At 66.8% G+C, this 11852-nt stretch carries 10 protein-coding genes; 4 read left to right on the plus strand and 6 right to left on the minus strand.

The genetic code is table 11. From position 1 onward, the window contains the following. Nucleotides 1-130: 130 nt before the first annotated feature. The 6 genes from KYT87_RS14810 to garD form a co-directional block, all read right to left on the minus strand. Nucleotides 131-1225, minus strand: a complete 1095-nt coding sequence (locus KYT87_RS14810) for a Crp/Fnr family transcriptional regulator (RefSeq protein WP_104145794.1) — start codon at nucleotides 1223-1225, stop codon at nucleotides 131-133. 133 nt (nucleotides 1226-1358) lie between these two features. Beyond that, nucleotides 1359-2324 carry a helix-turn-helix transcriptional regulator gene (locus KYT87_RS14815; protein ID WP_255593162.1) on the minus strand — a complete coding sequence of 322 codons (966 nt, stop codon included), beginning with the start codon at nucleotides 2322-2324 and terminating at the stop codon, nucleotides 1359-1361. A 141-nt stretch (nucleotides 2325-2465) separates the two neighbouring features. Then, nucleotides 2466-2804, minus strand: a complete 339-nt coding sequence (locus tag KYT87_RS14820; RefSeq protein WP_219990206.1) for a hypothetical protein — start codon at nucleotides 2802-2804, stop codon at nucleotides 2466-2468. A gap of 204 nt (nucleotides 2805-3008) precedes the next feature. Further along, nucleotides 3009-4013, minus strand: coding sequence for a tripartite tricarboxylate transporter substrate binding protein (locus KYT87_RS14825; protein WP_046807067.1), 1005 nt, complete (start codon nucleotides 4011-4013; stop codon nucleotides 3009-3011). A gap of 148 nt (nucleotides 4014-4161) precedes the next feature. Continuing rightward, nucleotides 4162-5211, minus strand: coding sequence for an SMP-30/gluconolactonase/LRE family protein (locus KYT87_RS14830; RefSeq protein WP_104145778.1), 1050 nt, complete (start codon nucleotides 5209-5211; stop codon nucleotides 4162-4164). Nucleotides 5212-5290: 79 nt separating this feature from the next. Beyond that, nucleotides 5291-6874, minus strand: coding sequence for a galactarate dehydratase (gene garD / locus KYT87_RS14835; RefSeq protein ID WP_104145779.1), 1584 nt, complete (start codon nucleotides 6872-6874; stop codon nucleotides 5291-5293). A gap of 250 nt (nucleotides 6875-7124) precedes the next feature. Here garD and kdgD point away from each other — a divergent pair, with 250 nt between their 5' ends. From kdgD to KYT87_RS14855, 4 genes are all read left to right on the plus strand, one after another. Beyond that, a complete protein-coding gene (gene kdgD / locus KYT87_RS14840) occupies nucleotides 7125-8039 on the plus strand; it encodes a 5-dehydro-4-deoxyglucarate dehydratase (RefSeq protein WP_046807064.1) in 915 nt (304 codons plus the stop codon). A 62-nt stretch (nucleotides 8040-8101) separates the two neighbouring features. Then, the gene (locus KYT87_RS14845; RefSeq protein ID WP_046807063.1) at nucleotides 8102-9685 is read left to right on the plus strand and encodes an aldehyde dehydrogenase (NADP(+)); all 1584 of its coding nucleotides are present in this window, start codon (nucleotides 8102-8104) and stop codon (nucleotides 9683-9685) included. Between the two features lie 281 nt (nucleotides 9686-9966). Continuing rightward, a complete protein-coding gene (locus KYT87_RS14850; protein ID WP_370638712.1) occupies nucleotides 9967-10602 on the plus strand; it encodes a sigma-70 family RNA polymerase sigma factor in 636 nt (211 codons plus the stop codon). After that, the gene (locus KYT87_RS14855) at nucleotides 10599-11594 is read left to right on the plus strand and encodes a FecR family protein (protein ID WP_219990207.1); all 996 of its coding nucleotides are present in this window, start codon (nucleotides 10599-10601) and stop codon (nucleotides 11592-11594) included. Before KYT87_RS14850 ends, KYT87_RS14855 begins: the two co-directional genes overlap by 4 nt. Nucleotides 11595-11852: the final 258 nt, after the last annotated feature.

Raw genomic sequence — 11852 nt, forward strand, 5'->3', positions numbered from 1 at the left:
GGCCGCCGGCTTAGTGGTGGAACCGCCGGCTTAGTGGTGGAACCGCCGGCCTAGTGGTGGAACCGCCGGCCTAATGACCGAGCCGCGTGCTCAGTGGTGGAACCGCCGGCGTAGTGACCGAGCCGCCGGCTTAGTGCGCCGAGGCGTCCAGGAAACGGTGCACGACGCGCACCGCGGCCGCGCCTTCGGCGATGCCCGCCAGCACTTGCGGCACGCAGCCGGCGCGCACCGAGCCGGCTGCGAACACGCCGGGCTGCGAGCTTTCATAGGCGCGTGCCTGCATGGAGCCCGCCGCGGCGCGACCGGTGTGGATGCGGCCCCGGTCATCGGTGTCCAGGCAGCCCTCCAACCAGTCGGTATTGCCCTGGCCCGATCCGTCTTCGGCCAGGCCGGTGGCCACGATCAGGCTGCGTGCCTCGATCACCTGGCCATCATCCAGCCACACCTGGTAGGGATAGCTGGCGCTGTCGAACGCGGTCGCCAGCCGTTGCGGCATGACGTGCGATCCAAAATGGCGGCTTTGCGTTTCGGCGCGGCGCAGCAGTCCGCCATCGCACAAGCCCGTGAGGGTGCCCGGGAAGGCGGGCAAGGCGTAGGCGCCCGGCGCTTGCGCCCCGCACAGCGAACCGCCCACCAGCAAGGTGTGCAGCCCCTCGGACGCGGCATAGGCGGCGGCCGCCAACCCGGCCGGCCCGCCGCCGATAACCGCCAGGTCCAACACCGGGTCCACCCGCCCTACCCCCATGGCCGACCGCAGGATCGCGCCGCCATACGGGCGCTGGCGCAAATAGCTGATCCGGCGCAGCATGAACGCCCGCAGCACGATGTCCGCCAACGTGGGTTCGGCCAGCAACAGCCGCGCCAGGGCCTCGCGCGACAGGCGCAGCAGCCGGCTGTCCGACGCGGCGCGCGCCGTGACGGCATTGGGGCGGTCGGTGAACAAGTCCAGGCTGCCGGTAAATTCGCCATCGCGATGCACCAGCAGGCTTTGCATGGCGCCGTCGGCCTCGCATTCCAGCACTTCAACCGTGCCTTGCAGCAGGATGTGAAAGGCGGCCTCCTGGCCGCCGCTTTGCAGCAGCACGCTGCCGGCCGGCGCCAGCATGGGCTCACCGTAAGGCGTGGCCCGCGCGATCTGGGCGGCGGTCAGCATGGGAAACGCCTGCGCATGCAAGGCCGGCAAGTCCGGCGGACGGCAGGCAAGGTCGATGGCTGGGCGATTCATGAGATTCACGTCCGGGTAGTCCGAAGAAAGCGGCAAGATACGCTATCAAGATAGCTTCGGGCTGCCGGTGGGTCTTGCGTACTTGGGTGTTGCTTTGTACGAAAGAGCAATGATCGCACAACGGGCAGGCGCCCTAGGCGTGCACCTTGCGCCAAGCGCCCGGCGATACGCCCACCACGCTGGTGAACACGCGTTTCAAATGGGCCTGGTCCGCAAAACCGCACAGCAGCGCGATGTCGGTAATCGACTGTCCCGGCACCCGCAGCAATTCCTGTGCCTTTTGCACGCGCTGCTCAAGCAGCCATCGGTGTGGCGTGGTGCCTACCGTCTGGCGGAAGGCCTTGATGAAATAGCTGCGCGACAGGTTGCAGGCTTCGGCGATATCCGTCATCGACAAATCTTCGCGCAGGGTCGACAGCAACATGTCCTTGGCGCGCGCTTCCAGCTTGCGCGACAGCACGCGCGTGCCGCCCGCGGGCTCCCAGCCGGTCGTGGCGCCAGCGCCGTAATGCGCCAGCAGGTGCGCACCGATCGTCAGGCTCAGGTGTTCCACAAACAAGCTGTTGGCCGGCGCGGGCTGCGCCAGCACCGTCGTCAACACTTGCGAAAGATTTGCCAGCACGGGGTCGCCCTTGCCCGTGCGCGGCAGCAGGCTGCTGACCCGGGACCCGCCTTTTTCATCGTTGACGCGTTCGATGAAGGCGCGCGGCAATTCAATCAGCACAAAGTCAAAACCGCCGGTCAGATCGGCGCGGTAATCATCGTTGAAGTCGCGGATGTAGACCGACCCGATGTCGAAATCGTGGGCCGTTGCATGCTGGCCTTGCAGGATGCGGCGGCGGTGGCCCCCCTGCATCGCCACGCCCACCAGAAAACCCCGGTCGGACGCAGGCGTCTCCACGGTGCCGAAGCGTTCGTTGTCGGTGCGTTTGCGATAAAACGTCAGCCCGCCGCCTTCGAAATGCTGGTTGATGACCAGCTTGCTGGCCGAACACCCCAGGGCGTCGGTGGACGGCGCGGGCTTGGGCGCGGCGGCAGCCAGCAAGAAGGGTTCAGGCCCTGGGGCGGGCTCGGACATAAGGCGTAGTCGGGCAGGCATGGATGGGTTCCCCAGGGTCGCGACCGGTGCAAAGAAACGCAACAATCTTGTTATCGGCGGGAAGATAACAGGCCGTGTTGCCCTGCAACAAGTATCGTCACGCATTTTTTCAACATGGTGTCACGGCGGGCGTCGCCGACACTAACGCGGTAACACTGGGCCGGGCGTCAATGGCCCAACGGGCGGCCCCGAGCGCGACGGCATCGGCGGCAGTTTCGGTTGTGCCGGACCACTCCACGGCGGGTTGGCGGGCGTGGTGCGGGAGCCGGGTGGCGGGTAGTCGGTGCCGCCACAAGAGGTGCCCAGGCAGGGTTGCCCGCTGCGGTTCGGGTCAACCGTCTTCGGGCATGACGTGCCCAGGCACGTGTCAGGCAAGGTGCGCGCGGAGGCGGGGGGTTGCGGGACGCTGGGCACGCCGTCCCGCGCCGGCGCGGGGCCAGCCGCCAGCGCCAGGGACGCGGCCAGGATCAGGGCTTTCATCGTGGCTCCAGAGGATGACGAATGCGGGGCAAGCCTGGCACGAGTGTGCGCCCATCCGCCCCGCCTTCGCAAGCCGTGGGATCGGTGCGGTCCGTGCGATGCGTGCAGTTCGCACCGCCCGCGCCAGCCCACAGCCAGCCCAAAGCCAGCCCGCAGCCAGCAAGCCAGCCAGCAACCCGGCCAGCACCCGCGCCGCGCCCCGGATCAATCCAGCCGGATGTCCGCGCTTTTCACGACCTTGGCCCAACGCGCGCGTTCGCTGTTGAAGAACTGCGTCAGCTCGGCCGGGTTGCGTGTCACGATCTCGGCGCCCTGCTCGTTCAATTGCGCCTTCACGTCGGGCTGGTTGACGATCTGGGCCAGCAGCACGGCCAGGCGTTCGGCTACCGGGTCCGTGGTGGTGACCGGCGCCATCACGCCTTGCCACGTGCCCGATTCAAAGCCCTTGACGCCCTGTTCGGAAATGGTCGGGATATCGGGCACCAGCTGCATGCGTTCGCCCTTGGAAATGGCGATGGGGCGCAGCTTGCCGGCCTTGATGTGCGGCAACGTGGCCAGCAGGCCGTTCATGATGATCTGCGTCTGGCCGCCGATGGTGTCGGTGACCGCCTGCGAGCCGCCCTTGTACGGCACGTATTCCCACTGCGCGCCGGTGGCCTGCTGCACGGCCACGGCCGCCAGGTGCGGCGCGCTGCCAATCGCCGTCACGGCAAAATTCAGCCGCTGCTTCTTCGACAGGTCCACCAGTTCCTGAACCGTCTTGGCCGGCACGTCGGGATGCACGGCCAGCACGTGCGGCGAATACGCCAGCATGCTGACGGCGCGCAGGTCCTTGGACGGGTCAAACGACAGCTTCGTGTATACGGACGGGCTGATCGCCAGCGCGCCCACATCGCACAACAACACGGTATGGCCTTCGGCCGCCGATTGCACCACCAGGCCCGCGCCCAGGTTGCCGTTGGCGCCGGGCTTGTTTTCCACGACCACCGTCTGCTTGAGCGCGTCGGACAGGCGCGGCGCCAGGATGCGCGCGATGATGTCCGACGAGCCCCCGGGCGGGTAAGGCACGATGATGCGCACCGGCCGCGTGGGCCAGTTCGCCGCATTGCCACCGGCGGATGCGCCGGCTTGCTGCGCCCATGCCGGCACCAGCGGCGACAGGCATAGCGCCGCGGCGCCGCCCAGGAAATGTCTCTTGCTTACGTCCATGCTGTCTCCACACTGTTTGAGGTGTTCTGGGGTAAAACCGGCGCGGCGCCCCGCCTGCGTCGCCGTGCACGAAAAACAAAGTGGCCTTCGTTCAGTGGCCTTCGTTCAGTGGCCTGCGTTCAGTGGCCTGCGTTCAGCCCATCTGCACTCAGGCCGCCCCGCGCGTTTCCACGTAAAGCGCGTACAACGAATGGCTGCTGGCCATGAATAGGCGGTTGCGCTTGGCGCCGCCAAAGCACAGGTTGGCGCAGCGTTCCGGCAGCCGGATGTGGCCGATAGGCTTGCCGGCGGGGTTGAACACCATCACGCCGTCCAGCTCTTCGGACTTGGCATTGGGCGCGCCATTGCTGCCCCAGCCGCACCACAGGTTGCCGTCTTCGTCGCACTTGATGCCGTCGATGGCGCCGGGGCCTTGCGCGTCGATATGCACGCGCTTGCCCGACAAGGCGCCGTCCGCGCCCACGTCATACGCCCACACCACGCGGTTCGGTTGATGGCGCGACTCGACCACATAAAGGATTTTTTCGTCCGGTGAAAAGCACAGGCCATTGGGGCCGGCCAGATCGTCCAGCGCGCGCGTCACACGGCCGTCGGCCGGGTCGATGCGGTAAACGCCATGCGGCAGTTCGGGCTTTGCCTTGTCGCCTTCCCAATGCCCGCCGATACCGAACGGCGGGTCGGTGAACCAGATGGCGCCGTTGCGCTGGCAGACGATGTCGTTGGGGGAATTCAGGCGCTTGCCGTCATAGCCGTCGGCCAGCACGGTGATGGACCCGTCGTAGTCGGTGCGCGTGACCCGGCGCGTCAAGTGCTCGCAGGCCAGCAGACGCCCCTGGCGGTCACGCGCCAGCCCGTTGCTGAAATTGGCCGGTTGGCGAAACACGCTGATCGCACCCGTGGTTTCGTCCCAGCGCAGAATGCGGTCATTGGGAATGTCGGACACCAGCAGATAGCGGCCGTCGCCCACCCAGACGGGGCCTTCCAGCCAACGGAAGCCGCTGGCCAGTTGCTCGACGCTGCTGCTGTAGATGCGGTATTTGGAAAACTCTGGGTCCAGGATGCGCACCGACGGGTCGGGGTAGCGCTGCTGCGGCGTGAAGTTGAACGACTGCGCCTGGGCCAGCGCGGCCGGTCCCAACGCCAATGCGGCGCCCAGCAGTCGACGGCGGCCGGGTTGGGCCAAGGGGGCATGCTCCATCGGTGTCTCCTCTTGTCGGTGTAGTGCGATGGCAATGCGGTCAGCGTAGGGTCCGGCTTGGACGCGGATCAGCGCCGCGTCAAGTCACCGGCCCAGGGTTGAACAACGCCAGGGCGTTGTGCAGCTTGAGTTTTTCGGCACAGGTCTGCTGGCGGCCGCTGGCCACGTCCAGCATCAGGCGAAACAGTTCCCAGCCCACGTCTTCGATCGATGCCTGACCGGTGGCAATGCGCCCCGCGTTCACGTCCATCAGGTCGTGCCAGCGCCGCGCCAGGCTGTCGCGCGTGGCCACCTTGATCACCGGCACTTGCGCCAGGCCGTAAGGCGTGCCGCGCCCGGTGGTGAAGATGTGCAGGTTCATGCCCGCGGCCAGTTGCAGCGTGCCGCAAATGAAATCGCTGGCGGGCGTGGCGGCAAAGATCAGGCCCTTTTGCGTCAGCCGGTTGCCGGGCGACAACACGCCGTGGATCGGCGAGGAGCCCGACTTCACGATCGACCCCATCGCTTTTTCCACGATGTTCGATAAGCCGCCCTTCTTGTTGCCCGGGCTGGTGTTGGCGCTGCGGTCCGCCATGCCGCGTTGCAGGTAGTCGTCGTACCAGGCCATCTCGCGCACCAGCGCGTCGGCCACTTCCGGCGTGGCGGCGCGCGCGGTCAGCTGGTCGATGCCGTCGCGCACTTCGGTGTTCTCGGAAAACATCACGGTGCCGCCCGCCCGCACCAGCAGGTCGGTGGCGAACCCCACGGCGGGGTTGGCCGTGACGCCCGAAAATGCGTCGCTGCCACCGCACTGCACGCCCACCGTCAGGTCCGACACGGGGCAGGTTTCGCGGCGCCGCGCGTTCAGCTTTTGCAGATGGCGTTCGGCGGTGCGCATGATCAGGTCGATCATCGACTGAAAGCCCACGTTCTCTTCGTCTTGCAAGACGATGGTGTCGACGCCTTCGACGTCATCACCGCTTTTGCCCATGCCCTCGCCCGCGCGGATCGGAATGGCGTTGGGGGCCAGCAAGCGTTCGGGTTGCAGCTTTTCGCACCCCAGGCTGACCACCATGGACGTGCCGCCAAAGTTCGGGTTGCGCGCAATGTTGTGCAGCGTGCGGATGGGAATGGCGGCGCCCGGCGCGTCAATGGCCACGCCGCAACCGTAGGTGTGTTCGATGCCCACCACGTCGTCCACGTTGGGATAGCGCGGCAGCAGTTCCTGGCGGATTCGCGCCACGGCGTGTTCGACCACGCCCTGCACGCATTGCACGGTGGTGCTGATGGCCAGGATGTTGCGCGTGCCCACGGTGCCGTCGGCATTGCGATAGCCTTCGAACGTATAGCCTTCCAGCGGCGGCAACGGCGTCACGCGCGTGCCCACCGGCAGGTCTTCCAAGGTGCGCGCGGACGGCATGGTGGTCACGCGTTCGTTCACCCAGCTGCCGCGCGGCAAGGCCTTGGCCGCGTAACCGACCACCACGTTGTAGCGGACCACGGCATCGCCTTCGGCCAGATCGCGCAACGCGACCTTGTGGCCTTGCGGCACGGCGTCCACCAACTGCAATCCATCGGGCAACACCGTACCGGCGGGCAAGCCGCCTTCATTGGCGACGATGGCCACGTTGTCATCCGCGTGTATCTTGATGAGCACGGGCGCCTGGGGTTGCGCAACCTGCATGAAAAGTCCTTTTGCATAGGGATGCAGGTAAATCCGGCATCCAAAACGTTATCGTACAACCGTGAGAATATCCTTGAACGCGGTCAAAAATAAATTTCGGGTTTCCCCTTGTCTACAAGTGAAATCATAGAGCGGACGCCCTTGAAACGGGTGTAAACGTGTTGTACGATGACTTACCTTTTCACCACCGCCCCCCTCGCGCCAAGCCCCCTCAAGCAGGCTGGCCGCGACCACACCGGACGATCGCGCTATGACCACCCCGCAGGAACTCAAGGAAATTGTTTCGGAAGGTTTGCTGTCCTTCCCCGTGACGGACTTTGACCAGAACGGCGATTTCAACGCCAAGACCTACGCCGCGCGCCTGGAATGGCTGGCCCCGTATGGCGCCACCGCGCTGTTCGCCGCGGGCGGCACTGGCGAGTTCTTCTCCCTGGCGCCCCAGGAATATTCCGATGTCATCCGCACCGCCGTGCAGACCTGCGCCGGCAAGGTGCCGATCCTGGCCGGTGCAGGCGGCCCCACCCGCACCGCCATCGCCTACGCTCAAGAAGCCGAGCGCCAGGGCGCCAAGGGCATCCTGCTGCTGCCCCACTACCTGACCGAAGCCTCGCAAGACGGCATCGCCGCGCACGTGGAACAGGTGTGCAAGTCGGTCAAGATCGGCGTCATCGTCTACAACCGCGCCCAGTCCCGCCTGTCGGCCGACAGCCTGGAACGTTTGGCCGAACGCTGCCCGAACCTGGTCGGTTTCAAGGACGGCATTGGTGACATCGAAGCCATGGTGCGCATCCGCCGCAAGATGGGCGACCGCTTTTCGTACCTGGGCGGCCTGCCCACGGCTGAAGTCTATGCCGCCGCCTACCGCGCGCTGGGCGTGCCGGTGTATTCGTCGGCCGTCTTCAACTTCGTGCCCAAGACCGCCATGGATTTCTACCGCGCCATTGCTGCCGGGGACTCGGACACCACCAACCGCTTGCTGGATGATTTCTTCCTGCCGTACCTGGAAATCCGCAACCGCAAGGCCGGCTACGCCGTCAGCATCGTCAAGGCCGGCGCCAAGCTGGTCGGCCACGACGCCGGCCCGGTGCGCGCGCCGCTGACTGACCTGACCGGCGAAGAAATGGAAATGCTTAACGCCCTGATCAAGAAGCTTGGCCCGCAGTAAGCGGCCCGACTGAACTGCAATCAGCCCCCGGACTCGGGGGCGTTTTTTTCGGAGAATTCATCATGACACTGACCGGCAAAATGCTGATCGGCTCGACCGCCGTCCTGGGCGCGGGCGCCGCGCAATACGCCATCAACCCGGCCACGGGCGAACGCCTGGAACCGGCCTTCCCCGCCGGCTCGTCCGACGACGTTGCGCGCGCCGCCGAACTGGCCCGCGCCGCCTTCGACACGTACCGTGCCGCCCCGCTGGAAACCCGCGCGCAGTTCCTGGAAAGCATCGCCGAAGGCATCCTGGCGCTGGGCGACGCACTGATTGAACGCACGCACCTGGAAACCGGCCTGCCCGTCGCCCGCCTGCAAGGCGAACGCGGCCGCACCGTGGGCCAGCTGCGCCTGTTTGCGCGGGTCGTGCGCGACGGCTACTTCCTGGACGCCACGATCGACCCGGCACAACCCGAACGCCAGCCGCTGCCGCGCGCCGACCTGCGCCTGGCCAACGTGGCCCTGGGTCCCGTTGCCGTGTTCGGCGCCAGCAACTTCCCGCTGGCCTTCTCGGTGGCCGGCGGCGACACCGCGTCGGCGCTGGCCGCCGGCTGCCCCGTCATCGTCAAGGCGCACAACGCGCATCCCGGCGCCTCGGAAATGGTTGGCCGCGTGATCCAGGCCGCTGTCGCCAAGCACGGTTTGCCCGAAGGCACGTTCTCGTTGCTGTTTGGCGCCGGCAGCGAAATCGGCACCGCGCTGGTGTCGCACCCGGCCATTGCCGCCGTGGGCTTCACGGGTTCGCGCCGTGGCGGTCTGGCGCTGGTTGCCGCCGCCAACGCCCGCCCCGTGCCGATTCCCGTGTACGCCGAAATGTCCAGCATCAACCCCGTGTTCCTGATGCCGGCCGCTTTGGAAGCGCGCGCCGAAGCCATCGCCAAGGGCTTCGTGGATTCGCTGGCCATGGGCGTGGGCCAGTTCTGCACCAACCCCGGCCTGGTCGTGGGCGTTGAAGGCCCGGCGCTGGACCGCTTCCGTAAAGCCGCCGCCGAGGCGGTCACCGCCAAGGGCGCGGCCACCATGCTGACCCCGGGCATCTTCGCGGCCTACCAGGAAGGCGCCGATGCGCTGGCCAAGCACGCCAGCGTGACCACCCTGGGCCGTGGCGAAGCGTCCAAGCCGGCCGCCAACGCGGCGGGCGCGGTGGTGTTCGGCACCGAAGCCGACCGCTTCCTGGCATCGCGCGAACTGGAAGCCGAAGTGTTCGGCCCGGCCTCGCTGGTGGTGGGCTGCCGCGACGTGGCCCAGATGACGGCCGTGGCCGAGCACCTGGAAGGTCAGTTGACCGCCACCCTGTTCGTGGACGATGCCGACGTGGCCCAGGCCAAGTCCTTGTTGCCCGTGCTGGAGCGCAAGGCCGGCCGCATCCTGGCCAACGGTTACCCGACCGGCGTCGAAGTCAGCCACGCCATGGTGCACGGCGGCCCGTTCCCGGCCACGTCCAATCCGGCCTCGACGTCGGTGGGCGCCACGGCGATCCGCCGCTTCCTGCGTCCGGTCTGCTATCAGGACCTGCCCGACGCGCTGCTGCCCGACGGCGTCAAGCGCGCCAACCCCTTGTCGATCGCCCGCATGGTCGACGGCGTGCTGACGCCGGCTTGAGCTAGCGAAGAACGGCAGCCCGCGCCCGCGCAATGCGGGACGCGGGTTGGCGGTGGTTTGGGCCAGTGGTCCGGACCGGTGGTTTGGGTCGATGGTCCGGGCCGGTGGTTCGGGCCGGTGGTCCGTGTTCCATCCTTGGGCCGTGACGCCCCGACACCACACTGGTTTTTGCCCGGGTTGCCAAGCCGCCCGGCGCCGCGCAATAATCTGCCCTCGGTAAATAATTGATAAGTGTTCGCATTAGCATTAATGCCGGCACCTGTCGTGAGCGGGCGGGACCCTTGAGCGCTGCACCCCCTTTGTCCACGGACTTCGAACACTTGTACGGCAACCATCATCACTGGTTGCTGGCCTGGGTGAACTGGCGCCTGGGCAACGCGGCGGATGCGGCCGACCTGGCGCACGACGCCTTCGTGCGCCTGTTGACCCGCCCCTGCCATTTCGACAGCCCCCAACAAGCACGCAGCTATCTGCGCAAAATGGCCAACGGCATGTGCGTGGATCTTTGGCGCCGCCGCAGCCTGGAACAAGCTTGGCTGGACGCGCTGGCCACCCAACCCGAACCCACCGTTTCGTCCGCCGAAGACCAGGCGATGGTCCTGGAAGCGCTGGGCGAAATCGACACGATGCTGCGCGAACTGCCGCCCAAGGTCGCGCACGCATTCGTCATGGCGGTGGCGTGCGAAATGACTGATAACGAGGTGGCGGCCACGCTGAACGTGTCGGCGCGCATGGTGCGCAAGTACGTGGCGCGCGCCATGCTGTGCTGCATGAAGCTGGAAGCGCGGCTGGCCGCCGGGCTACCGGATGAACGCGTTGCGTCTCCCGCCGCCGCACTGCCCGCAACGCACGCAACGCCTGCACTGCCTGCACTGCCCGTATCGCCCGTATCGCCCGTCTCACCCGTATCGCCATGACGGCCGTGACCGCTGTCGAACCGTCGCACCGCGTCATGGAAGAAGCCGCCGAGTGGTACGCGCGTCTGCGCACCGGGCAGGCGTCCGCCGCCGAACAGCAGCAATGGCGGCAATGGATGGACCGGGGCGCCGAACAGCGGCAAGCGTGGAGCTACGTTGAACGTATCGACCGCCGTTTTACCCCCTTGCAATCCAGCCCTGACCGTCACGCCGCCGTGACGGCATTTCGCCAGGCGCGCAGCGATGCGCCCCGTCGCCGCCGTCAGGTGGTGCTGGGTCTGGCCGGCGCGCTGGGGCTGTCGTGGATCGGCTGGACCGCATGGCGCCAGACGCCCTTGTCCGCGTTGGCCACGCTATGGGGAAACGAATACCAGGCGGGCGTGGGCGAAACCCGGCAGGTGACACTGGCCGACGGCACGACGGTCTGGATCAATGCGCTAAGCGCGTTCAACGTGGCGTACCGCAACACCGAACGCCGCCTGCAACTGGTGGCGGGCGAAATCCTGATCGATACCGCCCAGGACCCGCTGCGGCCGTTCTTCGTGGAAACAGGCCAAGGCCGCGTGCAAGCCTTGGGCACGCGCTTTTCGGTCAGTCAGGGCGATGCGCGCACGCTGGTCGCGGTGTATGACGGCGCGGTGCGGGTGAATCTGTTGCGCTCGGACGCCAGCGAGGTCGTGAACGCGGGCCAGCAGGCGCGCTTTACCGCTGACGCTTTGCAGCCTTTGATGCCGGCCGACCCCGCCCGTGAAAGCTGGCGCCAGGGCTTGCTGCTGGCCAACGGCACGCCGCTGTCCGACGTGGTGGCCGAACTGCGCCGCTACCACCCGGGCCACCTGGGCTTGTCGCCCGAGCTGGGCCGCCTGCCCGTCTTCGGCAGCTATCCGCTTACCGATGTGGACCGCGCGCTGGCCATGTTGGCCTCGGTGCTGCCCATCCGCCTGGAACGCCCCTTGCCTTGGTGGATCAGCATCGAAGCACGCGATGCCTGAAAAATATTCGCGCGCGCGGTTCCGCATTTCGATGCGTCGTTCGATTTAGGAAGCAAGAGTTCTTGCAACGTCCGTTTCGTTGTCCGGTTTCGTTGTCTGGCTTCGTTGTCCGGCTTCGTTGGCCGCTTCGTTGGCCGCTTCGTTAGGCCGCTTCGTTAGCCCGCTTCGTTGGCCGCTTCGTTGGCCCGCTTCGTTGGCCGGCTTCGTTGCCTCTCCACCCGCTTCCTTCATTGACCCCTCGCACGAGCGCACAGGTTT

It is taken from the genome of Achromobacter sp. ES-001, from assembly GCF_019448355.1.
Lineage (GTDB): Bacteria > Pseudomonadota > Gammaproteobacteria > Burkholderiales > Burkholderiaceae_B > Achromobacter > Achromobacter spanius_B.

What these genes read in the sequence shown, in the direction of transcription:
- kdgD (WP_046807064.1), top strand. Translation starts at nt 7,125, where the DNA reads ATGACCACCCCGCAGGAACTCAAGGAAATTGTTTCGGAAGGTTTGCTG.
- KYT87_RS14830 (WP_104145778.1), bottom strand. Translation starts at nt 5,211, where the DNA reads ATGGAGCATGCCCCCTTGGCCCAACCCGGCCGCCGTCGACTGCTGGGC.
- garD (WP_104145779.1), bottom strand. Translation starts at nt 6,874, where the DNA reads ATGCAGGTTGCGCAACCCCAGGCGCCCGTGCTCATCAAGATACACGCG.
- KYT87_RS14855 (WP_219990207.1), top strand. Translation starts at nt 10,599, where the DNA reads ATGACGGCCGTGACCGCTGTCGAACCGTCGCACCGCGTCATGGAAGAA.
- KYT87_RS14820 (WP_219990206.1), bottom strand. Translation starts at nt 2,804, where the DNA reads ATGAAAGCCCTGATCCTGGCCGCGTCCCTGGCGCTGGCGGCTGGCCCC.
- KYT87_RS14815 (WP_255593162.1), bottom strand. Translation starts at nt 2,324, where the DNA reads ATGCCTGCCCGACTACGCCTTATGTCCGAGCCCGCCCCAGGGCCTGAA.
- KYT87_RS14825 (WP_046807067.1), bottom strand. Translation starts at nt 4,013, where the DNA reads ATGGACGTAAGCAAGAGACATTTCCTGGGCGGCGCCGCGGCGCTATGC.
- KYT87_RS14845 (WP_046807063.1), top strand. Translation starts at nt 8,102, where the DNA reads ATGACACTGACCGGCAAAATGCTGATCGGCTCGACCGCCGTCCTGGGC.
- KYT87_RS14810 (WP_104145794.1), bottom strand. Translation starts at nt 1,225, where the DNA reads ATGAATCGCCCAGCCATCGACCTTGCCTGCCGTCCGCCGGACTTGCCG.